Here is a 24550-nt window from a genome sequence, read left to right on the forward strand (position 1 = left end):
ATTATTTGAGCGGTACGAATTTCGAGGAGCGTGTCGCCCCGATACCGGCCTGACCGTGTTCGACCGAGCTGCGGGTGAGCTGGAACTCACCGAGGTAGTGGCCGAGCATCTCCGGCTCGACTCGCACGCGCTCGAACTCCTGACCGTTGTGGACGGCGAAGGTGAGGTTCACCATCACCGGCAGCACCGGCATGTCGCGCAGGTGCGTCCGGATTGGGTTGTTGGCCGTCGCCTCCTCCTCGGCGTCGCGGGCCTTTTCGAGGAGCTTCTGCTTTTCCTCGGTCAGACCGCGCTTGATACTTCGCCGCTGGCGAGCGGGGAGCAGTTCCGCGACTTCTTCGAGCTCCATGTCCTGCAGCTCGTCGAGCGTGTGGCCCCGGAAGGTGAAGTCCCCCTCGTGGCCGATCTGGTATTCCGAACTCATTCGTTACCACCTCGACCGGTCCGCTTCGAGGCGATGTCCCCGACTTTGCGGCCCGGCGGTGCGTTGCGGGAGATGGACTTTGGCTTGCCCGGGTGCTGTCGGCCGCCGCCACCGAAGGGGTGGTCGACGGCGTTCATCGCGACACCACGGACGCGTGGGTACTTCGTCCCGCGGGCTTTCATCTTGTGATGCTTGTTGCCGGCCTTGACGAACGGCTTGTCCGTCCGGCCGCCACCGGCGACGACGCCGATGGTCGCGCGACACTGCGGGTCCAGTCGCTTCATCTCCCCGGAGGGGAGCTTCACGACCGCAACATTGCGGTCGTGGGTGAGCAGCGTGGCGTTGACGCCCGAGGAACGGGCAAAGCGGCCACCGTCACCGGGGCTGGACTCGACGTTACACACCGGAACCCCCTCGGGGATCTCCGCGAGTGGGAGCGTGTTCCCGGGGGCGATCTCGGCGCTGACGCCGACCTGCAGTTCGTCGCCCACGCCCACGCCTTCCGGCGCGAGCACGAGGCGGTGGTCGTCGTCTTCGAACTCGACGGCCGCGATGGGCGCCGAGCGGGCCGGGTCGTGTTCGATGTCGACCACGGTCCCGGAGATAACGTCGCCGTCTTCGACTTTCCGGTGCTGAAGGTCCGCCTTGTAGCGGTGCGAGGGCGCCCGGAACGTGGACGTCCCGCGACCGCGTCGTTGTCCCTGAATTCGTCGTCCCATCGTTAGAACACCCCAATTCTGGAGGCGACTTCCTGCGCGTCGTCGTCCTCTGAGAGGCGAACGACGGCCTTCTTCTCGCCGTCCATCGTGTTCTGTGTGTTCACGCCGACGACGGTCACGTCGTACTGTTCTTCGACGGCCTCGGCGACCTCCGGCTTGCCGGCGGCGTCGTCGACGACGAACTGGAGCTTGTTCTGGAAGTCCATGTCGTTCATGGCCTTCTCGGTGACGTGTGGGTATCGGATCACGTCCCAGCTCATCGCTCGGACACCTCCTCGAGTGCGGACTCGGTGAAGACGGTGAGTCGACCGGGCGCGGCGCCGGGTGCGAGGTCTTCGGCATTGACCTCCCGGGCCGTGGCCACGTCGACGCCCGCGAGGTTGCGGGCCGCCTTCGACGGCTCGTCGCTGGTCACGAAGAGGATAGAGGAGGGGCGGCGGTACTTCCGACCGCGCATCGAGCCCTTCCCGGCCTTGATCTTGGTCTCGTCGGCGCGCTCGATGTCTGCCGCGACGTCGAGCGCTTCGAGCAGCCCCAGGACCTCCTGGGTCTTGACCAGGTCCTCGAAGTCGTCGGAGACGACGACGGGGACCTCATCGCGGTCGAACTCGTGGCCGCGCTCGGCGACGAGTTCGGCGTCCGTCGTGGCGGCGAGCGCCGACCGCACCGCGAGCTGGCGCTCCTTGTCGTTGATGTCGACAGAGCGGTCCTTCTCGGCTTTGGGCGGGTGGGCCGCGCGGCCCTTGACCGCCTGCGGGACGCGGCGGGCACGGCCGTCCTGTTGGGGGACGTGTGCCTGCCCGCGGCCGCTACCGAACGACTCGGCCGGCGTTCGCAGTCCGGCGTACTCGTCGGTACCGTAGTCCTGCTTTCGGTTTGCCTGGGCGGCGTGTACGGCCTTGGCGATGAGGTCGGGTCGCACCGGTGTCTCGAAGACATCGGGGAGCTCGACCTCGCCGTCGGCCTCGCCGTCCAGATTGTGGATTGTTGCCTGCATGGATTATCCCTGATTCGATTCGGTGGAGACAAAGCGCACCTCGGGGTCGAGGCGCGGCTGGTCGTTGGGTCGGACCGCGGGCCGGAAACGCACCAGGCGCTTGTCCGGGCCGGGGACCGATCCTTTCACGAGCGTGTAGGGCCCGTCGACCTCGCCGTAGTTGACGAAGCCGCCGTCGACGGAGGCCTCGTCGCCCTCACCGATATCGATGAGGCGCTTGTTCAGCTCCGTGCGCTGGTGGTAGCCGGTCTGCCCCTGCTGGGGGACCGTCGAGCGCACGCGAGATGGGTTCCACGGGCCGAGGTTGCCGATGCGTCGGCGCCAGCCCTGGCGGGCGTGTTTGCCCTTCCGCTTTTGGACGCCCCAGCGCTTGACGGGACCCTGTGTCCCTTTGCCCTTGGTGACGCCCGCCACGTCGGTGTACTCACCGGCGCGGAAGACGTCGTTCATCGAGTGCTCGCCACCGTCGTCGACGAGTTCGAGGGCGTGGTCGAGGCGGTCCGAAATGGACCCACCGCCGACGCGAGTCTCCATCACGTCGGGCTTTTTCTTCGGGACGCTCGGGACGGCGTCGGGGACGGTGTGCGTGATGAGACGCACATCGCCCAGTCGGCCGTCTTCGAGAGCGTCGCGTACCTGTTCCTCAGCAGCGTCCGGGTCGTGGTCCTCCGGCAGGTTGAGGGTCCGGTCGAGATCCGAGTGGAACTCGTCGGTCCAGACCTCCGTCAGCGGACGCTGACCGTACGGCGTGTCTTCGTACGCACGCAGGGCGACGGCGCGCATCGGCGGCGTCTCGACGACTGTCACCGGGACAGTCTCCTCCATCCCCTCGCGGGGGGAGTTGGGTTCGTCGTTGACGAGCACGACGTGTGTCATGCCCGCCTTGTAGCCGGCGAACCCCTGGACGCCCGGCTGGCCGTCGTCAGAGGGCCAGCTGTTGAAGCGAGGCGTCTCGCTCGTCGAGCGCTTGCGCGGGCCGAAGCCCAGCGAGCCTTTGCGTGGTCTGCTTGGTTGTGGCATTCGTTTACTCCGTGAGGGTTAGACAGGCGAGGGAGGCGAACAGTGCTTCTTCCGTTCGCACGACCTCGCTGCCCTGGTTCGGAACCGTATTCAGCCAGAGGTCGAACCCTGTGGTTTCGTCGTGCTGCTGGTCCCCGACGGCGTCCGGGTCCACATCGAGTATGGACGGTAACCCACGCTCGGGTGCCCCGAAGGCGACTGTCATGCCGCCCTCGGTGTCCCGTCGTTGGGCCAGTTCGCCCAGGCGACGAGTCGTTGCCGGCTCACCGTACCGCGATGACGCGATGGTGAGTCCGGCGTCGTCACGCGAGAGTGCCATGTCGAGGTCCGCGGAAACGACGTCGAACCCCGACGTGGGGGCGTCGACGAGTTTCGCCCGGACCGGCCGTCGCGAAGAGACCCTGACGGTCACGCGCTCCCCGGCTTCCACGTCCATATCCGCTGGGACGGGAAGGGAGATCGGGTGTTGCATACCGCAATTGACCCGTACGCGCCCATCAGCTCCGACCTCGGTCACGATTCCCTGTCTTAACGACCCCGAACCCTCGGATCCGGAGCCGGTCTGTGAACGCACGCGGAGCGGCGGCAGGACGCCGACGTACTCTAGTTCGTCCCGCTTGCCCCACATCTCCTTTCGGAGGTGTGGCGGCGTCGCGGCGTACCGCAGCACGGTTTCGACGAACCCGTCTTCCCACTTGCCCCGACCGTCCGGGTCGGGATACACTGTCAGCCGGTCCACCCGGAACACCGTGGCCGCGCGGGCCACGTATCCGAGCTTCCGAGTCGCCTCGCGGCGGTCCTCGGCTTCCCGTGTGAGGGAGTCGGGCACGAGTACGCTGGTCGTCATGCCGTGACGCTTCCACGTCACGCCACTAGACTGTAGCGATACTACTCCGTCCCTACGGTAAAAAGACCCCGCTTCGCGCGTGCGTTGAGACGCGTTCACACGCCACTACGGCCCCCCTCCCACCTGAATCGACAACCCACAGTTTGCCGCTTCCGAAAGTTCGCACCGTGGTGACTTCCCGCACGAACGGCCCCGTTCCGCCCCGCGATTTTCCCCGCAAAGCGGAAGGCTTTTTACTATCACCCCCGCCACTTTGGAATGCAGAGAGGCGACGTGCGAAACGGTGCGCGCTGGTACCGAGCGACCCCACGTGGTCGCGAGGGTCAGGGCGAACGAAGTGAGCGCTGGTAGTGTAGTTGGTATCACGTGACCTTGCCATGGTCACAACCTGGGTTCAAATCCCAGCCAGCGCACTTCTCTACATACAAACTCTCAAGCGACGCGTTTCATCGCGTCGCGTTCTGTATATCGTGCAGTGCAACTGGGATTTGAGCCCTGCCAGACGCAGCCCGTGAGCGAAGCGAACTGGAACGTCTGGCTCCGGTTCAAATCCCAGCCAGCGCATTTCTACGACGAACAACGCCGCCGAGTACCGCATAGCGTGTGCTCGGCATCCGTGAGTCGTGAAGCCGCCCCTGGATTTGACTCAGGGAAGTCGCAGTCCGTGAGCGAAGCGAACCGGAACGTCTTCCCGTGATTCAAATCCCAGCCAGCGCGTTCCCGCTTTTTACGTTGCTACGAGACGGCAAAGCCGTCTCGGCATGACGAGAGAGCGCGTCGCGCGCTCTCGAATCGCGTCGGGTGTCCTCGCGGGCCTATGCTCGCTGCGGGGAGAGCGTGGCGGCAAAGCCGCCGCGTCGTTCGGTTGCGGGCCGCCGGCCCGCAGCCGGCGCCTCACAAAACGTGGGGGAAAACGGCCGAATCTCACTGACTCACGGTGCAGTGCGCCGTTCGTCTCTCGCGTCGCAAGCGACCGCGCACCGTTCGATTCCGGTGAAACGCCTCGCTGCGCTCGGCGTACGATTACTCAGACAGCCCTGCCCGTCCCCGGGTCGCGCGACAGAGCGCGCTCCCGGCCGGTTCAGCCGTCGTGGTGCCGATTCAGTGTGTCAGGCCGCGCGTCGTCTCGCTCACTTCGTCGGCGATGTCGTCAAGTTCGGCCTCCAGTCGGTCGATCTCGGCCTCGAGACGCTGGAATTTGTCGCACCGGCTGAGTTCGGCGGCCGGTTTCTCCTGAACCAGCACGCTCTTTCTGACGCGCTTCTGGCTCAGTCGCCGGTAGATACAGCCGTACTCGGCCAGCGCGATGAGTCGGTCGACGGTGGCTCGCAGCTGTTCGGTGGTCACGGGCTTTACCAGATAGTCGTCGACGCCCAGCCACCGGGAGACATCGAAGTGGGGCTCGCAACCGGTCACGAGCCCGACACAGCAGTCGTCGTATCGGCTCGTGAGCGCGCTGGCGAGCGCGGCCACAGGCATCTCCGGGAGCGGTCGGTCGACCACGACGGCGTCGGTGTCGTCAGTCACCGTCTCGACGGCCCGGGCCCCACTCGCGGCCGTCGAGACCGAGTAGAACTCGGAGAGCACCCGGTCGTACACCGCCCGGAGTTCGTCGTCGTCTTCGACGACGAGGACGTTCCCCCCAGCCGACATTTGTCACAACGTGTGTGTTGGACTACAATAAATGTTCAGACTGGACGGCTCGGGCGCCGACAAGCACCAGCGTTAGGGGCGGCCGGGCCCAGGCGGGCGTATGACCTGTATCGGGTTCCTGTCCGTCGCACCGGTCGTCGAGGAGAGCATGGCTCCCTACGTCGCAGACGCGGTGGCCGCGCTGGACGATTTCGACGTCGAGTACGAGACGACGCCGATGGGGACCATCATCGAGGCCGACGACAGCGGGGAGCTGTTCGCGGCGGCCCACGCCGCCCACGAGGCCGTCGGTGCCCAGTCCGACCGCGTCGAGACGTTCCTGAAAATCGACGACAAGCGCGGGGTCGACCAGCGCGCGGGCGAGAAGGTCGACCGGGTCGAGGACGAACTGGGGCGGGCGGCACGGAGCGGCGGCGAAGGGGGCGATTAATCCGGATTGTCGTAGCTGTTTGCCGGTGGTCGCGGTACCTGGGCCCGCGATACCGAAAAGAGACGACAACAATTCGTATAAAAGGCCGGCTGGCGAAAGCGGGGTATGAACACGCTCAACCGGATGGCCACGGAGCTGGTCGACGAGGCCATCGACTTCGCCGACGAACTGACGATAGACGTCCACGCCTTAGAGGGCGACGCCGCGGTGCTCGACTTCGGGGTCGAGGTCCCCGGCGCCGTCGAGGCCGGGCTGGTGCTGGCCGAACTCCAGACGGCCGGGCTGGCGACGGTCCAGACCGGAATGGAACGCGTCGGGGACGCCCCGCTGACACACGTCGAACTCGCGACGGACCACCCGGCGCTGGCGCTGCTCTGCTCCCAGAAAGGCGGCTGGGAGCTGACGACAGAGAACTTCGAGGGGCTGGGGAGCGGGCCGGCCCGGGCGCTGGTCGCCGAAGAGGACATCTTCGGACGCATCGGCTATCGGGAAGAGGAGCAGTTCGCCGTCCTCGCGGTCGAGACCGACCAGTTGCCCGACCAGGCCGTCGCCGCGCAGGTGGCCGAGCGGACCGGCGTCCCCGAGACGGGGGTGTTCCTGCCGGCCTTCGCCACCGCGAGTGTCACCGGGAGCGTCGTGAGTGCGGCGCGGGCCGCCGAACTCGCCGTCTTCCGGCTGGCCGAGCTGGGCTACGACCCGGCGGAAGTGCTCTCGGCGAACGGGCGCGCGCCGGTCGCCCCCGTGGCCGCCGACGAGGCGTCGGCGATGGCCCGGACCACGGACGCGCTGGCCTACGGGAGCGAGGTCCACCTGACCGTCGACGAGCCGGTCGACGACATCGACGTCGACGAGATACCCTCCGTCGCGGGCGCGGAGTACGGCCGACCGCTCGAAGGGGTCTTCGAGGACGTCGACTGGGCGTTCGCCGAGCTACCCGTCGAGCTGTTCGGGCCGGCGAAAGTCACGGTGGACGTAGTCGGGGGCGACACCCACGTCGTCGGCGAGACGAGCGGCGACGTACTGGCCGAGAGCTTCGGGCTCTAGGGGGCCACTGTGCGCTACAAGGTCGCTCCGCCGGCGCGCTCGCTCGACTTTCTCCGAACAGTGCGGGCAGCGGTACCGCTCGTCCCTGACGACGCCGCGGACTGTTGTCTGGCTATCCAGCGCGCGACCGACGTGGGCGACCGCGAGCGGGCCCGTGAGTACCTGACCTTCCTGCGGGCGCTCGGGCTGGTCACCGAGACCGACAGGGGGTATCACCGTACCCGCAACGGCCTGGACCGCGACGCGCTGGCGACGGCCTACCACGACCGGGTGTTCCTCGTCGACGAGCTGTTCAGGGCCGTAGAGACGGGGGCGGACAGCCCCGCGGCGGCCTTCGAGGCGGTGCGCGAGGCGATTCCGCGCTGGGAGCGCGAGCGCGACCCTGCGTGGGAGCGAAACTGGCGGGAGCGGGTCGAACAGTTGCTAGACTGGGCGGTGGTGTTCGGCTGTCTCACCGTCGAGGACGGGCACTTTGCCGTTTCTCAGTAGGCGATGCCGACTCGTTCACGGCTATGGCGCCCGTCGACGGCCGCCTGGTAGACGAACGACGCCACGTCGCCGGTCGAGACCGACTGGCCACCCTCCGGGAGGTAGTCGACTGCGGTTCGGTAGTGGTTCGTCGGCGGGCCGTCGGGCATCCGCGGCGGACAGACGAGCGTCCAGTTGAGCCCCGAGGGGCGGAGTCGGTCGTACACCGCCCGGTAGACGGCGGCGAGCGGTCGCAGCGGCTCCGGAAAGCCGGCCAGATCGAGGCGGAGCCGTCCCGGCGTAGCCTGAAGGATCCCCGCGGCGGCGACGGCGACCAGGCGCTCGGCGCCGCTGGCTTCCATCGCCGCGACGAGGTTTCCGATGCCGGTATCGAGTACGGCGGGCGCTACGCTGTCATCGGGAGCAAGCGCGCTACAGACGGCGTCCTGGTCGCCGACGGCGTCAGTCACGGCGTCGGAGTCTGTCACGTCACCCTCGACGACCGAGGCCCCGTCGGGCGCCCGGGCAGCGTCACGGACGAAGGCTGTTACACTGTGGCCGTCGGCGACGGCGGACGCACAGAGGCGCTCACCGACGCGGCCACTGGCACCGAAGACGAGCAGCTCCATGCGACGACGGAGTCGCTCGACGGATAAAGCGAGGGTACCTAACAGCGGCTACTCCGCCCCCACGTCGGTGACCGTGCCGACGCCTTTCGAGCGGCCCTCGCGGAAGACGAACTTCTGGCCTTCCTCGACCAGGTACGATCGGAACTTGAACCGGACGGTCGTCCGGCCGGCGTCGCCGGGGAGCAACTGGCCGCCCTCGGGATAGAACTGCGCGGCCTCGCTGATGGTCTCTAGGTGAACGACCGGCTCGTAGCCGTCGCCGATTCGGGTCGGATGGTTCAACACCATCACCTCGGCCTCGAACTCCCGGACAGGATGGGGGTCGGCTTCGCGGGGGAGCAACACCATCCCGCGCTCGATGTCGGCCTCCCGGACCCCCTTGAGCGCGATGCCGACGATACGGCCCGCCTTGGCCTCGTCGACGCGGTGGTAGTGCATCTCGATGGACCGGACCTCGACCTCGCGAAAGCCACCGTCCTGCATCGGACCGAGCAGGAGTTCGTCGCCGGCCTCGACCTCGCCGGATTTCACCGTCCCGGACGCGACGGCACCGACCCCCTGGACGTTGTAGGTCCGGTCGATGTACAGCCGGAACTCCCCGACTTCGCCGCCCGTTTTGGGGAGTCGCTCGAACATCTCATCGAGCGTGTCCAGCCCGTCCTGTGTCACGGCGCTGGTCGTCACAACGGGGACCACGGTTTCGGAGATCTCCTCGATTGCGGCGTCGACGCCGTGGCGCTCGACCCGCAGCGGCGTCTTGTCGACATCCCGCAGCGCCCGCTCGACCTCGCGTTCGACCTCGCTGACCCGATCGTCGGTGACCAGGTCGGTCTTCGTGAGCGCGACGATGGTCGGGAGTTCGGTGGCCAACAGTATACCCAGATGCTCGCGGGTCGTCTCGGTGACGCCGTCGTCGGCGGCCACGGTGAGCAGGCCGTAGTCCAGTTTCTGGCCCACCAGCCCCCGAATCGTGGTCCGGAGCCACGGCTCGTGGCCGACGGTGTCGACGAAGCTCACGAGCCGGTCGGACTCCTCGACGACGCGGGCCCGGTCGGTCTTGCGGTGGGGGTTGTCCATCCGGACCGGCCCGTCGCCGTCGAAGCCGTAGACGCCATAGGAGAGGTCAGCCGAGAGCCCGCGTTCGACCTCGTGGGGCTGGACATCGAGAAAGCCCCTCGTGTTGCCCTCGCCGTCGTCGGCCTCGCCAGTGACGAGCGATCCCACGAGCGTGGACTTGCCGTGGTCGACGTGGCCCGCCGTCCCGACGACGATGTGGTCGTCGTCCTCCAGTACCGCACCCTCGCGGATGGTGGCGACGCCGACGATCCCCTGTGTGGCGTCCTCGCTGCTGTCGCCCCCAGCACTGTCGACGCCCCACGTCTGGACCTCCTCGATGTGGGCGCCCGCCTCCTCGGCGAGCAGGCTCAGCACGTCCATCGACTCGGAGAACTCGGTCGGGGAGATGCCGGCCAGCCCGCCGTCGTCGGTCACGCCGACGACGTAGGTGGCCTCGCCGTCCCCGGACAGGACGCGGTGACGGAGCTGTGCGGCAAGCGACTCCAGGCGTCCCTCCGACAGGTGGAGGTCCTCGGTGAGCCGCTCCTTGAACTCGACGCTGCCGCCCTCCTGTTCGCCGCGGTCCAGCGCGCGCTGGAGGACGGCCCGGTCGGGGCTCATGAGGGTCCGTAACGGAGGGCCAGACAAAAGCTTTCCCCGGGTATGGGGTCGCTTACCCCTGTTGAGTACGGTGATTGTCTCTATCTCTCACAGCGAAGGTTTATACCCGATGCCGGGGCCAGCCGCCCCTATGTAGGGCAGCCACCAGCGGGGGCCTGCCGTCGCGCGACACGCCCCCCGCTGTCCCACGTGTCGGTGTCGCCAGTTCGCCCCTGTAGTGACGATTGAAACGGTGCACGCATCGACCGCACGGCTCCGTGCGGTAGAGCGCGCATTGGATTTCACTGGCCACTATACCGGTACGGCTCGACCGCCTCAAGGAAGCCGTCGGCGTAGCTCGCCTCGGTCACCCTGTCAGCCCGAGCCAGCGCCGTCTCGTCGGCGTTGGCGACGGCCACCGACTCCCCTGCCACGTCGAACGCCGCCGCGTCGTTCACGGAGTCGCCGACCGCGAGAAACGCCGTCGGGTCAAGCCCCAACTCGGCACAGACGGTCTCTAGTCCGGTTCCCTTGTCGGTGCGTGGGTCCGTTACGTGGTAGGCAAATCCCGTGTCCAGAAACGCGAGTCCGTGCTCCTCTGCCAGGCGTCGCAAGGGTTCGGCGGGCTGGGAGAGGTCGACGACGACCTCGGTCTCCCGCCAGCGGTTCGCCAGGTCGACCTCGCCAAAGCCCATCTCATAGCCCAGGTCGCGGTACGCCTCGGCGACGGCGAGACACGCCGCCTTGTCCCCCTCGATACGGAGCGTGTCGGTCGCCTCGACGAACACCACGCCGCCGTTCTCCGCGATGACCGTGTAGTCGATGCCGACGAACTCACACAGCGCGATGGGGTAAGGCATCGCCTTCCCCGTCGCGACGACGACCGGCTCGGGCCACTCGGACAGCACCGGGAACACGCGCGGGTCGACGGCCCGGCTTTCGTCGGTGAGCGTCCCGTCGATATCGACCACCAGCGGCGGTGTCTCTGTCATACGGGGAATGACCCCGGCGTGGGTTTGGTCGTTGTGGTCCTAATCGTCGGTGAGCGTCTCGTAGGCCGCCTGCACCCGCTTGAACTCGCGTTCGCTTCCACTGTCCGTGTCCGGGTGGGTCTCCTTGACCCGCTCTCGGTAGGCCTGCTTGACCGTACTCTCGTCGGCACCGGGCGACAGGTCGAGCCGGTCGTAGGCCTCCGCGGGCGTGGGTCCGGAAGACTGGGCGACACGCTGTCGCGCTTGCTGCCGGCCACGCCGGGCCCCCTGGCGGCGGGCCCGCTCCTGGCGAACGCGCTCTGCGGTCCGGCGCGCCCGTCCGTCTCGGGGGGGCTCCCACTCCTCGCGCGGCCCCGCACCGAACCCGCCGCGACCGTCGCCACGGCGGGCGCCGCGAGCGTCGGTCGCGGCCCGCTGTTCGACGCGCTCGTAGACGCTTGCAGCCATCTTCCCGCTGAGGTGGTAGTACATCAGATACGTCGAGGCCCCGAACATCAGCGCCAGAAAGAGCACGGCCGGGCTGGAGAGGAGCCCGACCACGGTCAGCACGGCTGTGAGGGCGGCGAAGACGACCGCGATTCCCTTGGTCAACCGGTCGTACTGCACGCTCACTGGTTCGGGCCAGAGAACCGTAAGCGTCTCGCCTCCGGTGACCTCCTACGCCCGGTCGACCGTGACGCGGCCGTCGTCGACGACCAGCTCGAACCCTGCATCGCGGAGCCAGTCGTCGGTGGCACCGTCGCTGTGGAGCAGGACCTCTGCGAGGTCGGCCGCTTCGTCGATATCGGTCGCCAGCCGGCGTGAGTCTACCTCCGCGACACTCGCCCCCGCTTCGCTGGCGAGACGCCGGTGGTCCCGAATCGACGCGCCGTGGTAATCCACCCGAAAGCCGGGATGACGACAGACGAAGGCGTTCGTCCCGCCGCCCAGTCCCGGGGCCAGCACCACGTCCTCGTCGGGGTCGAACAGCTGCCTGACAGCTGCGGGCGTAAGCAGCGGGAGGTCCGCCATCACGACTGCGAGCGCCCCGTCCGTCTCGACAAGTAGGTCGTTCACCAGTGCGTCGAGTCCCCGGTCGTCGACGGTGACCGGCGCGTCACAGTCGACCGGCGCCGTCGAGACGACCTCGGGGCTGTGGCCCGCCGCGTCGAGTGCCCCCAGCACGTCCGCGAGCATCGACTCGGTGAACTCGCGTCGCTCTTCGGGAGTGAGAACGGGGGAAAGTCGGGTTTTCGGGTCAGACCCCGAGACGGGGACGACGAGTCGCATTACAGCTTGCTGTAGTCGTCCTCTTTGGACTGGCTGTAGAGGTAGTAGCCACCGCCACCCACCAGCAGGAGCAACACGACTGCCCCGGCCGCGTACAGCAGCGTCTGGGTCGTCTGCTGGCTCTGCTGGGCCTGTTCGGCCGTGTTCTGGGCCTGGTCCGCGAGGGAGATAGCGTTCTCGAAGTTGCCGTTCTCGTAGGCGGAGATGGCGTTGGAACGGAGGTTCTCGGCCTCGCTGTTGCCGCCGGCCTCCTCGATGGCCGTTCCAGCGGCGTCGATGGCCTGTCGCGCCTCACGGCTCTGGTCCGTGTAGTGGTGGGCCGAATCGTTTCGGAACTGGTTCTCGTTGCTCCCGGTCACGCGGGTCAGGCTCGCGACCGTATATTGTTCCTCCGGCTCGTAGGTGTAGTTCCCGATGGAGGGAGTCGTGCCAGTGAGTTCGACGCGCACCTGGTCGCCGTTGTTGTCGATGTCGAGGTCGCGCTCGAAGGACTGGCCGCCGTATATCTGCTCACCGTCGGAGACCGGACTCCCGGCCCGGAGCACCGTCACGGTCCAACTGACGTTTTCGAGTTCGGTCTCACCGGTGAGAGTCCACTCGTCGGGCGCGTCGGTGTACGGGTCGTCGATGACGTACGTCACCGACACCTCGTTGCCGACGGCTGTTTCGTTGGGCACGTCGCCCTCTGTCGAGACTGTGAAAGCAGCCGCTGTGCCCGCGACGGCCAGCAGTCCGACAACGCAAAGCAGTGCAACGGTCGCCCTAGAATAGCGGATCGAGTTCATCCTCATCGTCTTCAACCAAGTTCTCTAAGTTATCTTCGCTTTCCTTGCGGATGTCGTCGATGTTGTCCTGAGCCTCGATGGCGACCTGCTGGAGCTCCTTGATACGGGGGACGTTGTGGACGCCGGCCAGCAGGATGGATGCGGCGACCTTCGGGGCGTTGGTCGGGTAGTCTCCGCCGCGGACCTCCATGGAGCCGGTCTGCTCTTCGAGCCACTTGCGCCCGCGCTCGATACCCTTCCGGTTGAGGTGTTCCGGCGGCCCGGCCATCACGAGGAGGGCACGCTCGGTGCCCTCTATCTCGCAGGGCAGCGTCAGCCGTCCGAGTGCTGCCTTGCGGACAAGCGACGTGATTCGGTTGGTCGTGTTGGCCGTGTCCATCCCGTCGTCGCCACCACTGTCGCCCTTGAACCGCGAGAGCAGCCCGCCGCCGCCGGAGCTGACCTCGACGTCTTCGGAGGCGTAGCCGACAGTCGAGACGCCCCCGCCGTCGAGCGTGTTGATTATCTCGGAGGAGTCGACGACGCTCTCGGCGACGTTGTCGCCGGCCTCGACCTCGCCGGCACCAAAGAGGACCCCAAACCGTCGGACGATCTCCTCGTTGATAGTGTCGTAGCCGCCCTCGACGGACTCGCCGGTCTGGCGCCAGGCGTCGTTGTCGAACACCATGAGGTTGTCCACCTCGCGGACGAACGTCTGGAACGACCGGGCAGCATTGAGCGTGTAGATGCCTCCCTCGTCGCTGCCGGGCAGGACGCCAAGCCCGTAGACGGGCTCGGTGTAGATGCGTTTGAGATGCTTCGCGACGACCGGCGACCCTCCCGAGCCGGTCCCGCCGCCGAGCCCGGCGACGACGAGGAACGCGTCGACCTCGTGAACGGGGATGTTGTCGATGGCCCCCTGGACCTCGTCGATGTCCTCCTCGGCGATCTCGGCGCCGAGTTCGTTGTCAGCGCCCACGCCGTGGCCCTTGACGCGGGCCTGGCCGATGAGTACCCGATTCTCCTCCGGTATGTGTTCTAGCCCCAGCAGGTCGGCCTTGGCCGTGTTGACGGCCACGGCCGAGCGGACGATTCCCGAGCCCGTCTTCTCGTCGTACTCGAGGAATTTGTCCACGATTTTGCCACCGGCCTGCCCGAAGCCGATCATCGCGAGTTTCATTGATATAGTTCTCCGGTTGAAAGTGGTAAGTAGGATAGCGCGTATAAGTTTTTTGCCCAAATCTCAGCGATGAAAGTTCGAACAGGAAACAAAAGCTCGCTGACGTTCGCCGGGCGCGAAAATCGCCAGCAGGCAGTACCGGGCGGCTACGGCCAGTCTGTCCAGGTTCGAGTCGAACCCGGACCGTAGTGAAAGTCGACAGGAACAGCGACAGAAATTATCTACCCTGACAACACAGGGCAGCTACTCCACGCCGAGATACGAGCGGAACGACCGCAAGGAGGCGGGGTCGCGACCGAAGGCTTCGACGTCGTTGGTCGTCGGCGTGTTGTCGAAGTCCAGCCCCTCGTACTGGTCACGTCCCATGGGGAACCCGAGCGAGCCAAGCACCGGGAGCCCGATTTTGGCCAGCGGCATCGGCAGGGGAACGATACTGATAGACTTGCCTTCGGCCGCAAAGACCAGTTCCGTGGCCTCCCGCAGACTCAGCGTCTCGGGGCCGCCGACCTCGTAGGTCTGGCCGACGTGTTCGTCGCCCTCTAGCGCGTCGGCGAGCATCGGGGCGAGGTCGTCGACCCAGATGAGCTGGAAGTGGGCCTTCCGCCCGCCGCCGGGCAGCGGGTACAGCGGCACCCCGGGGGCGAATATCTGCTTGAGCCGCTTGGTGAAGTAGACGAACTCCCCGCCGTCACCGAAGACGACCGAGGGCCGGAAGATGACCCAGTCGAGGTCGGAGTCCCGAACGACGGCCTCGGCGTTCCCCTTCGCCCGGAGGTAGTGAGTCGCGCCGTCGGGGTCGGCCCCAAGCGCGCTCATCTGGAGGAAACGTGAAACGCCGTGTTCCTCGGCCGCTTTGACGCAGTTCTCGGTCCCGCCCAGGTGGACCACCTCGTGCATCTCGTCGCCGCCGTCGGGCTTGAAAAGCGGCGAGAGCGCGGGCAGGAAAACGACGGCGTCCCGGCCCTCGAAAGCCCCTTCGATGCTGTCGTAGTCGGTCACGTCGCCTTCCGTCCGTGTGACACCGTCGGGAAGCTCCGCGTCGTGGGGGTCCCTGGACAGAGCTGTCACGTCGTGGTCGCGGTCGTCGAGTTCCCGGCAGAGATACTGTCCAACGAAGCCAGTCCCGCCGACTACAAGTACGTCCATACCCTTCCTTTCCGCCGAACGACCGTAAAGATAGGGCGAAACCAGTTGGGGCAGGGCGGTTCGGGGCGCTTACGTACCCGGCCGCCGACGGGCCGGTATGCTCGTGACGCTGGAGGGACTCGACGGCAGCGGGAAGACGACGGTGTGGGAGCGCCTGCGGGCCGACGACGCCCTGCCGGACGACGCCACGTTCACCCGCGAACCGACCGATAGCTGGTACGGGGAGGCCGTCATGCGCTCTATCGGGGACGACGAGGCCGACTCGCTGGCGGAGCTCTTCTTGTACACCGCCGACCACGCGGCCCACCTGGCCGACACCGTCCGACCCGCCCTCGACGACGGCAGGCTGGTCGTTTCGGACCGCTACTCCGACTCCAGATACGCCTACCAAGGCGCCACCCTGGCGGGTAACGAACACTTCGAGGACCCGCTAGCGTACGTCAGACAGGTCCACGAGCCCTGGACCCGACCGCCCGACCGCACGGTGTATCTCGACCTCGACCCGGAGACGGCCGCCCGCCGCAGCGGCGCCACGAACAAGTTCGAGACGGCCGACTACCTCGCCGACGTCCGGGCGAACTACGAGCGACTCATCGAAAGCGACCCCGACCGGTTCGTCCGTGTCGACGCCACCCAGAACCCGGAAACCGTCTACGAGCGGGTCAGAGACGCCGTGTGTCGGTAGCTACGCCGAGGTCGGCAGTTCGACCTCGTCGGGCGAGGGCATCCAGATGTAATCGAACGTCATCCCGAGCGCGAGCGGGACGAGTATCGTGAGCGCGACCGCCGTCCCGTTGCTGAGCCCCAGTCCGGAGCCAAAGCCAAGCACCGCAAACAGCATGAACACGACGAACATCGCGAACGGACAGAGCAGGACGGAGTAGAGGAAGCCGCCCCATCTGGTTTTCAGCCGAACCCTGAAAAATCGAGTCATGAGTGCTGTCACAGCGCTGTTGAGCAGCACGATGACGAGCAGTCCGGCGAGTCCGACGACGCTGACCATACCCGCCCTAGCGGGCCGACGACCTTTGCCGTGTCGGAACTGCGCGACTCGCCGGCCGCGTCTGGCTTGCGATGCCGTTCGGTCACCGAGCGCTCGTCCGAAAGACGGTCCTCCGGTCGGCGTCTCGCTACTCCAGACAGATGTAGGTCCGTGTATCCGCGACCCCGTCCAGGTCACGGACGCGTGTCGACACCGACTGCATCACGTCGTACACCCCCTCGCCGGTGGCCTCGGCGATGATATCGTACCGTCCGGCGACGATGTGTGCCTCGGTTATCCCCTCGGTCTCCCGGACGTCCGTGAGCAAGTCGTCGGATTTGCCCGCGACCGTCTTTATCATGATGAACGCGGATGCCATACTGTGTCATGACGTACCACAGTATCAAAAACGTTCGCGCGGTTGCTGGCTTCGGATTCGGGACTCCCACTGGAACGGGACAAATGGCGGGGTACTTTTATTCGTCCCCGTCCCGTACTGCCGTCTATGCTATACGTTATCGTGGGTGCTGGCCGTGTGGGACTGCGGACCGCACGGGTACTGCGGGAGAGCGGACACGACGTCACCCTCATCGAAAGCGACGAAGGCGCCGTCGAGCGGGCCCAAGCTGCCGGCTTCGACGTCATCGCCGGCGACGGCGCACTGGAAGCGACACTCGAATCGGCCGACCTGGCCAAAGCGGACGCCATCGGCGCGCTCACCGGCGACCTCAACGACAACTTCGTCGCCTGTATGATCGGCAAGGAACACGGCTGTCGCACCGTCATGCGTATCGACGAGGACTACCGCGAGGAGATATACCGGCGCTACGCGTCCGACGTCGACGAGGTCATCTACCCCGAGCGGCTCGGCGCCATCGCCGCGAAAAACGCCCTGCTGGGCGGGAACATCCGCGCCATCGCCGACATCGCCCAGCACCTCCAGCTCGTCGAGTTCACTATCACCGACTCCGCACCCATGAAAGGCTACTCGCTCTCCGAACTCGAACTGCCCGCAAACACTCGCCTGCTCGCCCACGGGAAAGGCGACGCGCCGCTTGACATCCCCGACCCCGACGAGACGCTCGACGCGGGCGACCACCTCGTCGTGCTGGCCGACTTCGACACCCTCTCGGATGTCCGGAGCATCGTCGTCGGCGAGAGCGGCCCCGCCAAGGCGCTGGGAGGTGCCTAGAATGGTCACCGCCTACGTCATGGTCAAGGCCCACACCGGCGACGCCGACCGGCTGCGTCAGGCGATCGAGGGCATCGACGGCGTCGAAGAGGCCCACATCGTCGCCGGTGACGTCGACCTCATCGCCAAGGTGAGCGTCGACACCCCCGCCGCCGTCAAGGACGTCGCCGCGACCCACGTCCAGGAGATCGAGGGCGTCGAGTCCACGCAGACGTACATCGCGATGGACTAGAGACCACTTTTTGCACCGTCACGAGCGCGGCGTCGCCGCGCTCGTTCGGGCAAAAACGTGGGGAAAAACCGCGGCGTGCTCCCGTGGCACGCCTTCGGCGTGCCGTAGTCCGCGCGCCGCGTTCGAACCGCGACCTCCGGCCGCGGACGCTCCCCCTCTCTTATGCTTTCTTGACAGGCCTGCCCTTCCCCGGGTCGTCGCACAGAGGCGACTCCCGGCCACTGCTGACGGTACTTTTCGAACACGTAAACAGGGATTCGACTGCGTATCTGGCGACCGGCGTACCCACTACAGCGGCGTCCCGCCGCGGCTGCCCTCGCTGCCGCCCGAACTCGCGGCGCTCATGAGGTCGGCGACGACGCCGACGTACTCGTAGCCGGGGATGATACCCTCGACGTAGGTCCCTTCGACGTACTCGACGAAGGCCTTGGCCACGTCGGCGGCCTCGCGTTCCCCACCCAGGCTGAAGCGATAGGTGACGACGACCTCCTCGTCGTCTTCTTCGACGGTGTAGTCGTCGAGGTCGACCGCGACGCGGGTGGCCTTGGGGGCGTCTTCGAGCCGCCGTTCCAGCGTCTCGAACCAGCCGTCGCGAACGGCGGGGCCCACCTCGTCGGCCGTCGAGGCCTGGAGTGTCGGTGCCCTGACCGTCACCTCGTAGTCGGTGCGCCACTTTTCGCCCTCGCTTGCGGTGACGTGGCCCTCGAAGCTCGTCGTCTCGATCACGTAGCCGCTGCCGCCGGGAACGAACGTCTCGCGGGCGTCGAACACGTCCGCGACGTCGTCGGGAACGTCGGTCATCTGGCCACAGTAAGGCGCTGGGCCGCAAAAGCGCGTCGTTCGTTACTTCCAGGTGACGTAGCTCAGCGCGGCGATACCGACGGCCTCCAGAACCTGGAGGACCGCCATCACCTCGACCGCCAGGGCCGGCATCCCCGCCGGGGCGTTGAAGTAGAAGTACAGCGCAACGGCGTTCTCGGCAAGGAGAAAGATGGCGAAGGCGATAGAGCCCAGCGTCATGGGCGCACGTATCTCCCGATACGTCCGGACCCAGATGGCGATGAGGCCACCCAACAGCAGGATGTTGATAGCGGCGGCGATTCTCGCGACGTCGAGGACGAGACTCATGACGCCTCGCACCTCCCGCCGTCCGTGGTCCGTCGTCGTGGTCGAGTCATATCAGTCGTCCACCTGTGTGAGTATCCGTTCGACCGTCTCCCAGTTGTTCCGCGCCCGCTCGCTGGGCAGGTAGATGACCCCATAGTCGGCGTCGCTGCTGGTGACGACACCGTTCTCTTCGAGAACCTCCAGATGGTGTCGAATCGTATTGTACGCCAGGTCGAGGTCATCGGCGAGCTGGTTGGCGTTGCGTGGCTGTTCGTCCAGCGCACGAAGGACGCGGGCGCGGTTCGGTCCCCCACGCGTGCCGGCAAGCGTCTGCCAGAGGACCGTATCCATTCGGTAGTGGCTTCCGGAGGGCATATAAAGAATCTACCGACATTCCGGGGCGAGCGCCGGCGAGGTCCCGCCGCTCCGGGACCGGGAGCCATCGCGGGCACGCCGGTGGGCTCGACCCAGCAGCGACCACCGGGACCGTGTGTCGCATATGCAATATCTCTGCGAATAGTCGATAAAACCTTTTCGGCAGGATGTAGCGGTATCGGGACGTACAACCTTTCTAGGCGGACTTGAGCCGAAATTGAGTGAGAGTTTAGCCCGAGTTGCAAAATATATTATATATCCGACACTCCTCGGAACAGGTGATGTCATCGGATACAAGTCGACGGACGGTCTTGCTCGGTATCGGTACGGCGGCGACTGTCGGTCTCGCCGGCTGTGGGGGAAGCAGCGGAGACGGGACGCCCACGGGGAGCGAGACCGGGACAACGGCGGGAACGGAGACCGAAACTGACGGCGGCGAGATGGCGGGTATGGCGATGGTACGCGTCTCGCACATGTCGCCCGACGCACCGAACGTGGACGTGTACGTCGACGGGACGGCCGTGCTCGAAGACGTTCCCTTCGGCGCGACGAGCGACTATCTGGAAGTCGCCGCCGGCGACCACGACGTCGAGATCACCGCCGCCGGCGACCAGAGCACGTCGGTGTTCGACGACTCGATTACCGTCGAGGCCGACACGGCCTACACCGTCGCGGCGGCCGGCGAGATAAGCGACGGCGCCGACGAAGCGTTCGCGCCCCTCATCCTGGAAGACGACACCAGCGCACCGGGCGGCGACACGGCCCGGCTCCGGCTGGTCCACCTCTCACCCGACGCGCCCGCGGTGGACGTCACTGCCGCCGGCGGTGACACCGTGCTGTTCGACGGCGTCGCCTACACGGAGTCAGGTTCTATCGAAGTGCCCGGCAACGACTACACCGTCGAAGTGCGGGGCGACACCGAGAGCAACGACGGCGACGTGGTCGCGGACTTCGACGTGAGTCTGAACGGCGGCACGGCATACACCGCGTTCGCGGCGGGCTATCTCACGCCGGACGACGACCCGTCCGACACCGGTTTCGACCTGTTCGTGGCCCAGGACTCGAGCTGACCGCTCGCTGGACGACACTGCGTCCGAAACAGGCGCCCGTTTTCGGTTCCGGAAACCGGTGGCGCCGCTCGCGGCGAGCGTATCGAGGAGAGTGCGAGGGCTGGGATTCGAACCCAGGGACCCCTACGGGAGCGGGTCTTAAGCCCACCGCCTTTGGCCAGGCTCGGCTACCCTCGCGCGTCTCACCCTGCACACTGCGCGGGAAAACGGGTTTCGGTTGCTGTCGACCGGACGCTCGTGGCGGTTTCGCGGCAGCGAACACCGCCACGAGGGGACAGCCCCCGATATTACCAGTCGACGGAGAGAGTGCCGTCGCCGTTGGGGTCGGGCGCGATCTCCTCGTTGGTCCGGCGGTCGACGACGTGGATGACGCCGCGGTCCTTCTTCGCCGGGCAGCTGTCGGCGGCCGCGATGTTGTGTTCCAGGTCGTCCTCGCCGAAGAAGTAGGCGTCCGGCTGTGCGATGCCGGTGTCCAGGTCCAGCGACCAGTTCACCGACACCTCGGCACACTTGCCCGCACCAAAGCACTTGTTGGCCTCGAAGATGAGCTTGTAGGGCATTTCCTCGACCGGCGGCGCGTTCTGCTCCCCGAACTCGCTGGGGTCGACGGGTTCGTCGGCCTCTGTCATACCTGCGGGTAGCGCGTCGACGGTCTTTCCGCTGTCGGTTTCCGCAGAACCTACCCCACGAGTTCGACGTCGTCGCCGACGCCGACGGTCTTCCCGCGGTCGGCCTCGGGGACCCGGGCGATGACCATCAGCGAGTAGTAGTGGTCGAACGCGTCCCTGTCGGCCCACTCGGGGAAGGTCTCGCGGCGCTTCGTGATGAACTGTTCGCGGAACTCGGGGGTCGGCTCGCCGGTGTCGGGGTCCCGCGAGGGGACGACACAGCGGCCACAGGGGGTTACTCCCTCGATGCGCACGTCGCCGGCCCGGAACGCCGGCGCGTCCGCACCGACGAGACGGTCCTCCCAGAACGCCGGCACGCCGCCGACTTCGATATTCGCGCGCAGTCGCCGCCGCGCGCTGTCGACGGTCATCCCGTCGAACCAGCCGGCGACCGCCTCCAGGGTCGCGGTGCTGACGACCGACGGCCCCATGGACTGTCGGTCGACGTGTCCCAGGTCCGTGCGCCGGTCGAGCCGGGGGTCGCTGTCGAGTTCGAGCGCGTCCGCCAGCCACGCCGCCGCCTCGGCCCGCCCCGTCTCGGTGTCGAGGGGGAACTCACGGCGCTCGGGCGAGGTGACGCGGAGCGTCACCGTCTCCGGGTCGTAAGTGGTCGACAGCGCGTGAAAGCGGTCGGACTGCTTGGCGTTGACGCGCTCGCCGTCGTCCAGCAGCGCGAACTCCCGGTCGTGTTCGAGTGTCCCCCCGGGGAGCACCCGCGACTGCTCTACGTCGAGGTGGTCCAACCCCTTTACCGGATAGACCGTGAGTCGGTCGATGTGTGCCACTGCGCGGGCAAAGGAGCGCCGTCGACAAAGCCGTTACCCACCGCGTAACTATCGGTGTATCTCGACGGATTCGAGGACGACAGGCGTGGTCGGGGCGTCGTTCGGGTCCGTGTCGGCGTTGCCGATTGTCTCGACGACGTCCATCCCGTCGGTGACCTCGCCGAAGACGGCGTGCTTGCCGTTGAGGTGGTGCTGGGGGCCCAGCGTGATGAAGAACTGCGAGCCGTTGGTGTCGGGACCGCGGTTGGCCATGCTGAGCAGCCCCGCCTCGTCGTGGGTCAGGTCGTCGTGGAACTCGTCTTCGAAGGTGTAACCGGGGCCGCCGCGACCGGTGCCGGTCGGGTCGCCCATCTGAATCATGAAATCCTCGATAACGCGGTGGATCTCGATGTCGGTGTACAGCGGGTCGATCCGCTTCTCGCCCGAGTCGGGGTCCTCCCAGGCGCCGGTGCCGGGGCCGACCTCCGCGGAGTCGTAATCGTCGGCGCCCTCGGCCAGCCCGACGAAGTTCTCGACGGTGTTTGGAACCTTGTCCTCGTACAGTTTCACTTCGATGTCGCCCTCTGTCGTGTGGAGCGTCGCTGTCAGGTCGCTCATACAGATAGGAGGACACCGGCGGGGAAAAACTTGCCCACTATGGCCGAGCGTTCCTGTACGGGGGCGTGGCCATGACCACTGTGTCCTGACTGCTGTTGCGAGGCGCGCCGCGGGAGGCCGACACGTCGTCCCGCGGGCGGTGCGAGGGTGACTGGAACCCTCGATGCGGAACGGGGAGAGCGAGGCACAAAGCGTCTCGTAAGCCCCGTGAAGCAGCGGGAGTGGCGGCTGCTCGCTCAATCGAGGTGGTCGAGCAGCAGTTCGCTCACCCGCTCTGGCGCGTCGAACTGGACCCAGTGGCTCGCGTCCGGGAGCCGTTCGACGCGAAGGTCGGGGACCCACTCCGCCAGTCCCTCGGTCAGGGAGACGTCCAGCGCCGCGTCCTGCTCCCCCCAGACGAGCAGTGTCGGCGCCCGAACCGGCAGGTCGCCGACGCCGCCCTGAGTCAGCGTCAACTTCGCCGTCCGACGGGCCATCGCCCGGTAGTAGTTGAGCGCCGCCGTCCGGGCGCCCGGCTGTCCCAGCGCTCGCTTGTAGCGCTGGAGATCCGTCTCGGAGAAGGCGTCGGCCCGGACCGTCCCGTCGCCGAGCAGTCGCTCGATGGCGGCAAAGTCCATCGTCCCAAGCGCCCACTCCGGCAGGCCCGGGAGCTGGAAGAAGCCGACGTACCAGGACTTGCCGAGCTGGGCCGGGTTCGAGCGCAACGCGCGCTCGTAGGCCGACGGGTGGGGCGCGTTCAGGACCGCCAGCCGGTCGACGACTGCGGGGCGGTCGATAGCGGTCTGCCAGGCCACCAGCCCGCCCCAGTCGTGGCCGACGACGTGGGCCGACTCGCGGTCGAACGTGTGGACCAGCCCGGCAACGTCGCCCACGAGCTCGTCGATGTGGTAGGCGTCGACCCCCGATGGCTTCTCCGAGCGGTTGTACCCGCGCATATCCGGCGCGACGACGCGATAGCCCGCCTCAACCAGCGCCGATATCTGGTGGCGCCAGGCGTACCAGAACTCGGGAAAGCCATGCAGAAGCACGACCAGCTCGCCGCCCTCGGGGCCGGCGGTGACGGCGTGGAGCCGAACGCCGTTCGTCTCGACGGTGTCGTGGCGCCAGGACTCGTCTTCGAGCGGGACCGTCCACCCGTCGGTCGAAGCCATACGGGCGTTTGGGCCGCCCGAGAAAAGCCGCTTTCGTCTAAAAGTCCCGGAGGGCGTCGAGCGCGTCGGCGGCGCTGCCGTCGTCGATGGCCGCGCGAGCCTGTTCGAGCCCGTCTTCGATGCTGTCGGCGTCCCCGCGAGCGTAGATGCGCAGGGCGGCGTTGAGCGCGACGGCGTCGGCAAAGCCGTCGGTGCGTTCGCCGGTCAGGACCGCTTCGGTGATCTCGGCGGACTCGCCGGCCACGTCCTCGACGGCGAGGTCGTCGCTAGTTACGTCCATGCCGTACTCGCCCGTACGGATCTCGAAGTCGGCGATGCCATCCTCGTCCGCGTCGCCGCCCTCGACGGGCCACTCGGCAACGATGGTCTCGCCGGGGCGGACGTCGTCGTACCCCTCCATCCCCTGGAAGAACAGCGCCCGTTCGAGGTCCGTCGTCTCCGACTCGATGAGCGTGCGGACCATCTTCTTTGCAAACGGGAGGTGGTAGAAGCTACCGAGGTGGACGCTCGCCCCGGACGGGTTCGCGAGCGTCTCGACGGTGTTGACGAAACAGCGAACGCCCATGTTGTCACGGCGGTCGAAGAGAGCGTCGATGCCGGGGTTGAACGCGGGCTGGTAGTAGAAGCCAAAGCCCACGTCGTCGACCATGTCTGCGCTCTCTTCGGGGTCGAGTTCGGTTCGGACGCCCAGCTCGTCAAGGACGTGCTTGTAGGCGTCCTGTTTCTGTGTGGGGACGCGGTCGCCCGAATGGACGACCACAGGGGTCCCTGCGGCGGCGGCCACGAGCCCGGCGGCCACACCGAGGATGGCCGAGCGGCCCTTGCCGTCGTAGTTCGCGCCGCAGTCGACGGGGTCGGCCTCGGGTTCGGCCGTGACGACTGACTCCTCTGCCATCACGTCGACGTACGCGGCCAGCTCTACGGGTGTGTTTCGCTTCCACCGGTTGGCCAGCCAGAACGCGCCGAGTGTGGTGTGGTCCGGTTCGCCGTCGAGGATGCGCTCAAAGGCCTCCCGGGACTGCGCGCGGGTCATGTCGTCGGCGGACTTGTGGCCCGAGCCGACGACCTCGGTCATCAGCCGCTTCAGCGGCCAGTCACCGTACTCGCGGGTCGCTTGTGCCATGGGGAGCGGTTAGAACTGGGCTTTCAAAGC

The 24550-nt window shown here is 66.9% G+C and carries 32 protein-coding genes and 2 tRNA genes; 8 read left to right on the forward strand and 26 right to left on the reverse strand.

Annotated features, from left to right (window positions below; all coding sequences use genetic code 11):
- Position 1: 1 nt before the first annotated feature.
- The 6 genes from VJ162_RS09890 to VJ162_RS09915 are packed head-to-tail and all read right to left on the reverse strand — an operon-like array spanning position 2 to position 4007.
- Positions 2-424, reverse strand: coding sequence for a 30S ribosomal protein S19 (locus VJ162_RS09890; protein ID WP_324663945.1), 423 nt, complete (start codon positions 422-424; stop codon positions 2-4).
- Positions 421-1143, reverse strand: coding sequence for a 50S ribosomal protein L2 (locus VJ162_RS09895; protein ID WP_324663946.1), 723 nt, complete (start codon positions 1141-1143; stop codon positions 421-423). The genes VJ162_RS09890 and VJ162_RS09895 overlap by 4 nt, the downstream gene beginning before the upstream one ends.
- 2 nt (positions 1144-1145) lie before the next feature.
- Positions 1146-1403, reverse strand: a complete 258-nt coding sequence (locus tag VJ162_RS09900; RefSeq protein ID WP_262180516.1) for a 50S ribosomal protein L23 — start codon at positions 1401-1403, stop codon at positions 1146-1148.
- On the reverse strand, positions 1400-2140 hold the full coding sequence (gene rpl4p, locus VJ162_RS09905; RefSeq protein WP_324663947.1) for a 50S ribosomal protein L4: 741 nt from the start codon (positions 2138-2140) through the stop codon (positions 1400-1402). Before rpl4p ends, VJ162_RS09900 begins: the two co-directional genes overlap by 4 nt.
- 3 nt (positions 2141-2143) lie before the next feature.
- Positions 2144-3160 carry a 50S ribosomal protein L3 gene (gene rpl3p, locus VJ162_RS09910; protein WP_324663948.1) on the reverse strand — a complete coding sequence of 339 codons (1017 nt, stop codon included), beginning with the start codon at positions 3158-3160 and terminating at the stop codon, positions 2144-2146.
- Between the two features lie 4 nt (positions 3161-3164).
- Positions 3165-4007 (reverse strand): RNA methyltransferase, encoded by an 843-nt coding sequence (locus tag VJ162_RS09915; protein WP_324663949.1) that lies wholly within the window; start codon positions 4005-4007, stop codon positions 3165-3167.
- A 341-nt stretch (positions 4008-4348) separates the two neighbouring features.
- On the opposite strand from VJ162_RS09915, the gene VJ162_RS09920 reads away from it, so the two are divergent.
- A tRNA-Gly gene (locus VJ162_RS09920) sits at positions 4349-4420 on the forward strand.
- A 688-nt stretch (positions 4421-5108) separates the two neighbouring features.
- On the opposite strand, the gene VJ162_RS09925 is transcribed toward VJ162_RS09920, so the two are convergent.
- The gene (locus VJ162_RS09925) at positions 5109-5660 is read right to left on the reverse strand and encodes a response regulator (RefSeq protein WP_324663950.1); all 552 of its coding nucleotides are present in this window, start codon (positions 5658-5660) and stop codon (positions 5109-5111) included.
- A 100-nt stretch (positions 5661-5760) separates the two neighbouring features.
- Here VJ162_RS09925 and VJ162_RS09930 point away from each other — a divergent pair, with 100 nt between their 5' ends.
- The 3 genes from VJ162_RS09930 to VJ162_RS09940 all read left to right on the forward strand — a co-directional run bounded on the left by VJ162_RS09930 (position 5761) and on the right by VJ162_RS09940 (position 7623).
- Entirely contained in the window at positions 5761-6090 is a 330-nt protein-coding gene (locus tag VJ162_RS09930; RefSeq protein ID WP_324663951.1) for an MTH1187 family thiamine-binding protein, read from the forward strand.
- A gap of 105 nt (positions 6091-6195) precedes the next feature.
- Positions 6196-7134: a methenyltetrahydromethanopterin cyclohydrolase gene (gene mch, locus VJ162_RS09935; protein WP_324663952.1), complete on the forward strand. Its 939-nt coding sequence runs from the start codon at positions 6196-6198 to the stop codon at positions 7132-7134.
- A 9-nt stretch (positions 7135-7143) separates the two neighbouring features.
- The gene (locus VJ162_RS09940) at positions 7144-7623 is read left to right on the forward strand and encodes a hypothetical protein (RefSeq protein ID WP_324663953.1); all 480 of its coding nucleotides are present in this window, start codon (positions 7144-7146) and stop codon (positions 7621-7623) included.
- Here the strand turns inward: VJ162_RS09940 and VJ162_RS09945 are convergent.
- The 8 genes from VJ162_RS09945 to VJ162_RS09980 form a co-directional block, all read right to left on the reverse strand.
- Positions 7617-8231, reverse strand: a complete 615-nt coding sequence (locus tag VJ162_RS09945; protein ID WP_324663954.1) for an NAD(P)-dependent oxidoreductase — start codon at positions 8229-8231, stop codon at positions 7617-7619. The two genes, VJ162_RS09940 and VJ162_RS09945, sit on opposite strands and share 7 nt — an antisense overlap.
- Before the next feature lie 48 nt (positions 8232-8279).
- Positions 8280-9908, reverse strand: coding sequence for a GTPBP1 family GTP-binding protein (locus tag VJ162_RS09950; RefSeq protein WP_324663955.1), 1629 nt, complete (start codon positions 9906-9908; stop codon positions 8280-8282).
- A 281-nt stretch (positions 9909-10189) separates the two neighbouring features.
- Positions 10190-10879, reverse strand: coding sequence for a phosphoglycolate phosphatase (locus VJ162_RS09955; RefSeq protein WP_324663956.1), 690 nt, complete (start codon positions 10877-10879; stop codon positions 10190-10192).
- Positions 10880-10918: 39 nt separating this feature from the next.
- Positions 10919-11485, reverse strand: a complete 567-nt coding sequence (locus VJ162_RS09960; protein WP_324663957.1) for a J domain-containing protein — start codon at positions 11483-11485, stop codon at positions 10919-10921.
- Between the two features lie 51 nt (positions 11486-11536).
- On the reverse strand, positions 11537-12148 hold the full coding sequence (cofC, locus tag VJ162_RS09965) for a 2-phospho-L-lactate guanylyltransferase (protein ID WP_324663958.1): 612 nt from the start codon (positions 12146-12148) through the stop codon (positions 11537-11539).
- Positions 12148-12933 (reverse strand): hypothetical protein, encoded by a 786-nt coding sequence (locus tag VJ162_RS09970; RefSeq protein WP_324663959.1) that lies wholly within the window; start codon positions 12931-12933, stop codon positions 12148-12150. The genes cofC and VJ162_RS09970 overlap by 1 nt, the downstream gene beginning before the upstream one ends.
- Positions 12911-14092 (reverse strand): tubulin/FtsZ family protein, encoded by a 1182-nt coding sequence (locus VJ162_RS09975; protein ID WP_324663960.1) that lies wholly within the window; start codon positions 14090-14092, stop codon positions 12911-12913. The genes VJ162_RS09970 and VJ162_RS09975 overlap by 23 nt, the downstream gene beginning before the upstream one ends.
- A 243-nt stretch (positions 14093-14335) precedes the next feature.
- Positions 14336-15238 carry a complex I NDUFA9 subunit family protein gene (locus tag VJ162_RS09980; protein ID WP_324663961.1) on the reverse strand — a complete coding sequence of 301 codons (903 nt, stop codon included), beginning with the start codon at positions 15236-15238 and terminating at the stop codon, positions 14336-14338.
- A 97-nt stretch (positions 15239-15335) separates the two neighbouring features.
- On the opposite strand from VJ162_RS09980, the gene tmk reads away from it, so the two are divergent.
- Positions 15336-15923 carry a dTMP kinase gene (gene tmk / locus VJ162_RS09985; RefSeq protein ID WP_324663962.1) on the forward strand — a complete coding sequence of 196 codons (588 nt, stop codon included), beginning with the start codon at positions 15336-15338 and terminating at the stop codon, positions 15921-15923.
- Here tmk and VJ162_RS09990 read toward each other — a convergent pair whose 3' ends face one another.
- Together VJ162_RS09990 and VJ162_RS09995 are read right to left on the reverse strand one after the other, a co-directional pair.
- Entirely contained in the window at positions 15924-16241 is a 318-nt protein-coding gene (locus VJ162_RS09990) for a hypothetical protein (protein WP_324663963.1), read from the reverse strand.
- Positions 16242-16368: 127 nt separating this feature from the next.
- Complete coding sequence (locus tag VJ162_RS09995; protein ID WP_324663964.1) at positions 16369-16599, reverse strand: Lrp/AsnC ligand binding domain-containing protein; 231 nt, start codon at positions 16597-16599, stop codon at positions 16369-16371.
- A gap of 126 nt (positions 16600-16725) precedes the next feature.
- Here VJ162_RS09995 and VJ162_RS10000 point away from each other — a divergent pair, with 126 nt between their 5' ends.
- Both VJ162_RS10000 and VJ162_RS10005 read left to right on the forward strand, forming a co-directional pair.
- Positions 16726-17412, forward strand: a complete 687-nt coding sequence (locus VJ162_RS10000) for a potassium channel family protein (RefSeq protein ID WP_324663965.1) — start codon at positions 16726-16728, stop codon at positions 17410-17412.
- 1 nt (position 17413) lies between these two features.
- Positions 17414-17644 carry an Lrp/AsnC family transcriptional regulator gene (locus VJ162_RS10005; protein ID WP_324663966.1) on the forward strand — a complete coding sequence of 77 codons (231 nt, stop codon included), beginning with the start codon at positions 17414-17416 and terminating at the stop codon, positions 17642-17644.
- Positions 17645-17932: 288 nt separating this feature from the next.
- Here VJ162_RS10005 and VJ162_RS10010 read toward each other — a convergent pair whose 3' ends face one another.
- Genes VJ162_RS10010 through VJ162_RS10020 form a run of 3 tightly spaced genes read right to left on the reverse strand, consistent with a single transcriptional unit; the run spans position 17933 to position 19102 of the window.
- Positions 17933-18445 carry a DUF5813 family protein gene (locus VJ162_RS10010; RefSeq protein ID WP_324663967.1) on the reverse strand — a complete coding sequence of 171 codons (513 nt, stop codon included), beginning with the start codon at positions 18443-18445 and terminating at the stop codon, positions 17933-17935.
- 42 nt (positions 18446-18487) lie between these two features.
- The gene (locus VJ162_RS10015) at positions 18488-18772 is read right to left on the reverse strand and encodes a hypothetical protein (protein ID WP_324663968.1); all 285 of its coding nucleotides are present in this window, start codon (positions 18770-18772) and stop codon (positions 18488-18490) included.
- A 51-nt stretch (positions 18773-18823) separates the two neighbouring features.
- Complete coding sequence (locus VJ162_RS10020) at positions 18824-19102, reverse strand: ArsR/SmtB family transcription factor (RefSeq protein WP_324663969.1); 279 nt, start codon at positions 19100-19102, stop codon at positions 18824-18826.
- Positions 19103-19407: 305 nt separating this feature from the next.
- Here VJ162_RS10020 and VJ162_RS10025 point away from each other — a divergent pair, with 305 nt between their 5' ends.
- Positions 19408-20196, forward strand: a complete 789-nt coding sequence (locus VJ162_RS10025; protein WP_324663970.1) for a DUF4397 domain-containing protein — start codon at positions 19408-19410, stop codon at positions 20194-20196.
- A gap of 92 nt (positions 20197-20288) precedes the next feature.
- Here VJ162_RS10025 and VJ162_RS10030 read toward each other — a convergent pair.
- The 6 genes from VJ162_RS10030 to VJ162_RS10055 form a co-directional block, all read right to left on the reverse strand.
- Positions 20289-20373: transfer RNA gene (locus VJ162_RS10030), tRNA-Leu, on the reverse strand.
- A 110-nt stretch (positions 20374-20483) separates the two neighbouring features.
- Positions 20484-20825, reverse strand: coding sequence for a ferredoxin (locus VJ162_RS10035; RefSeq protein WP_324663971.1), 342 nt, complete (start codon positions 20823-20825; stop codon positions 20484-20486).
- Between the two features lie 50 nt (positions 20826-20875).
- The gene (locus VJ162_RS10040) at positions 20876-21649 is read right to left on the reverse strand and encodes an MOSC domain-containing protein (protein WP_324663972.1); all 774 of its coding nucleotides are present in this window, start codon (positions 21647-21649) and stop codon (positions 20876-20878) included.
- 48 nt (positions 21650-21697) lie between these two features.
- Positions 21698-22246, reverse strand: coding sequence for a peptidylprolyl isomerase (locus tag VJ162_RS10045; RefSeq protein ID WP_324663973.1), 549 nt, complete (start codon positions 22244-22246; stop codon positions 21698-21700).
- A gap of 236 nt (positions 22247-22482) precedes the next feature.
- Positions 22483-23397 carry an alpha/beta fold hydrolase gene (locus VJ162_RS10050; protein ID WP_324663974.1) on the reverse strand — a complete coding sequence of 305 codons (915 nt, stop codon included), beginning with the start codon at positions 23395-23397 and terminating at the stop codon, positions 22483-22485.
- A 37-nt stretch (positions 23398-23434) separates the two neighbouring features.
- On the reverse strand, positions 23435-24520 hold the full coding sequence (locus VJ162_RS10055; protein ID WP_324663975.1) for an anthranilate phosphoribosyltransferase: 1086 nt from the start codon (positions 24518-24520) through the stop codon (positions 23435-23437).
- Positions 24521-24550: the final 30 nt, after the last annotated feature.

The organism is Haloarcula sediminis (genome assembly GCF_035656455.1).
GTDB lineage: Archaea > Halobacteriota > Halobacteria > Halobacteriales > Haloarculaceae > Haloarcula > Haloarcula sediminis.

What these genes read in the sequence shown, in the direction of transcription:
- VJ162_RS09890 (WP_324663945.1), bottom strand. Translation starts at nt 424, where the DNA reads ATGAGTTCGGAATACCAGATCGGCCACGAGGGGGACTTCACCTTCCGG.
- VJ162_RS09895 (WP_324663946.1), bottom strand. Translation starts at nt 1,143, where the DNA reads ATGGGACGACGAATTCAGGGACAACGACGCGGTCGCGGGACGTCCACG.
- VJ162_RS09900 (WP_262180516.1), bottom strand. Translation starts at nt 1,403, where the DNA reads ATGAGCTGGGACGTGATCCGATACCCACACGTCACCGAGAAGGCCATG.
- rpl4p (WP_324663947.1), bottom strand. Translation starts at nt 2,140, where the DNA reads ATGCAGGCAACAATCCACAATCTGGACGGCGAGGCCGACGGCGAGGTC.
- rpl3p (WP_324663948.1), bottom strand. Translation starts at nt 3,160, where the DNA reads ATGCCACAACCAAGCAGACCACGCAAAGGCTCGCTGGGCTTCGGCCCG.
- VJ162_RS09915 (WP_324663949.1), bottom strand. Translation starts at nt 4,007, where the DNA reads ATGACGACCAGCGTACTCGTGCCCGACTCCCTCACACGGGAAGCCGAG.
- VJ162_RS09925 (WP_324663950.1), bottom strand. Translation starts at nt 5,660, where the DNA reads ATGTCGGCTGGGGGGAACGTCCTCGTCGTCGAAGACGACGACGAACTC.
- VJ162_RS09930 (WP_324663951.1), top strand. Translation starts at nt 5,761, where the DNA reads ATGACCTGTATCGGGTTCCTGTCCGTCGCACCGGTCGTCGAGGAGAGC.
- mch (WP_324663952.1), top strand. Translation starts at nt 6,196, where the DNA reads ATGAACACGCTCAACCGGATGGCCACGGAGCTGGTCGACGAGGCCATC.
- VJ162_RS09945 (WP_324663954.1), bottom strand. Translation starts at nt 8,231, where the DNA reads ATGGAGCTGCTCGTCTTCGGTGCCAGTGGCCGCGTCGGTGAGCGCCTC.
- VJ162_RS09950 (WP_324663955.1), bottom strand. Translation starts at nt 9,908, where the DNA reads ATGAGCCCCGACCGGGCCGTCCTCCAGCGCGCGCTGGACCGCGGCGAA.
- VJ162_RS09955 (WP_324663956.1), bottom strand. Translation starts at nt 10,879, where the DNA reads ATGACAGAGACACCGCCGCTGGTGGTCGATATCGACGGGACGCTCACC.
- cofC (WP_324663958.1), bottom strand. Translation starts at nt 12,148, where the DNA reads ATGCGACTCGTCGTCCCCGTCTCGGGGTCTGACCCGAAAACCCGACTT.
- VJ162_RS09970 (WP_324663959.1), bottom strand. Translation starts at nt 12,933, where the DNA reads ATGAACTCGATCCGCTATTCTAGGGCGACCGTTGCACTGCTTTGCGTT.
- VJ162_RS09975 (WP_324663960.1), bottom strand. Translation starts at nt 14,092, where the DNA reads ATGAAACTCGCGATGATCGGCTTCGGGCAGGCCGGTGGCAAAATCGTG.
- VJ162_RS09980 (WP_324663961.1), bottom strand. Translation starts at nt 15,238, where the DNA reads ATGGACGTACTTGTAGTCGGCGGGACTGGCTTCGTTGGACAGTATCTC.
- tmk (WP_324663962.1), top strand. Translation starts at nt 15,336, where the DNA reads ATGCTCGTGACGCTGGAGGGACTCGACGGCAGCGGGAAGACGACGGTG.
- VJ162_RS09990 (WP_324663963.1), bottom strand. Translation starts at nt 16,241, where the DNA reads ATGGTCAGCGTCGTCGGACTCGCCGGACTGCTCGTCATCGTGCTGCTC.
- VJ162_RS09995 (WP_324663964.1), bottom strand. Translation starts at nt 16,599, where the DNA reads ATGGCATCCGCGTTCATCATGATAAAGACGGTCGCGGGCAAATCCGAC.
- VJ162_RS10000 (WP_324663965.1), top strand. Translation starts at nt 16,726, where the DNA reads ATGCTATACGTTATCGTGGGTGCTGGCCGTGTGGGACTGCGGACCGCA.
- VJ162_RS10005 (WP_324663966.1), top strand. Translation starts at nt 17,414, where the DNA reads ATGGTCACCGCCTACGTCATGGTCAAGGCCCACACCGGCGACGCCGAC.
- VJ162_RS10010 (WP_324663967.1), bottom strand. Translation starts at nt 18,445, where the DNA reads ATGACCGACGTTCCCGACGACGTCGCGGACGTGTTCGACGCCCGCGAG.
- VJ162_RS10015 (WP_324663968.1), bottom strand. Translation starts at nt 18,772, where the DNA reads ATGAGTCTCGTCCTCGACGTCGCGAGAATCGCCGCCGCTATCAACATC.
- VJ162_RS10020 (WP_324663969.1), bottom strand. Translation starts at nt 19,102, where the DNA reads ATGGATACGGTCCTCTGGCAGACGCTTGCCGGCACGCGTGGGGGACCG.
- VJ162_RS10025 (WP_324663970.1), top strand. Translation starts at nt 19,408, where the DNA reads ATGTCATCGGATACAAGTCGACGGACGGTCTTGCTCGGTATCGGTACG.
- VJ162_RS10035 (WP_324663971.1), bottom strand. Translation starts at nt 20,825, where the DNA reads ATGACAGAGGCCGACGAACCCGTCGACCCCAGCGAGTTCGGGGAGCAG.
- VJ162_RS10045 (WP_324663973.1), bottom strand. Translation starts at nt 22,246, where the DNA reads ATGAGCGACCTGACAGCGACGCTCCACACGACAGAGGGCGACATCGAA.
- VJ162_RS10050 (WP_324663974.1), bottom strand. Translation starts at nt 23,397, where the DNA reads ATGGCTTCGACCGACGGGTGGACGGTCCCGCTCGAAGACGAGTCCTGG.
- VJ162_RS10055 (WP_324663975.1), bottom strand. Translation starts at nt 24,520, where the DNA reads ATGGCACAAGCGACCCGCGAGTACGGTGACTGGCCGCTGAAGCGGCTG.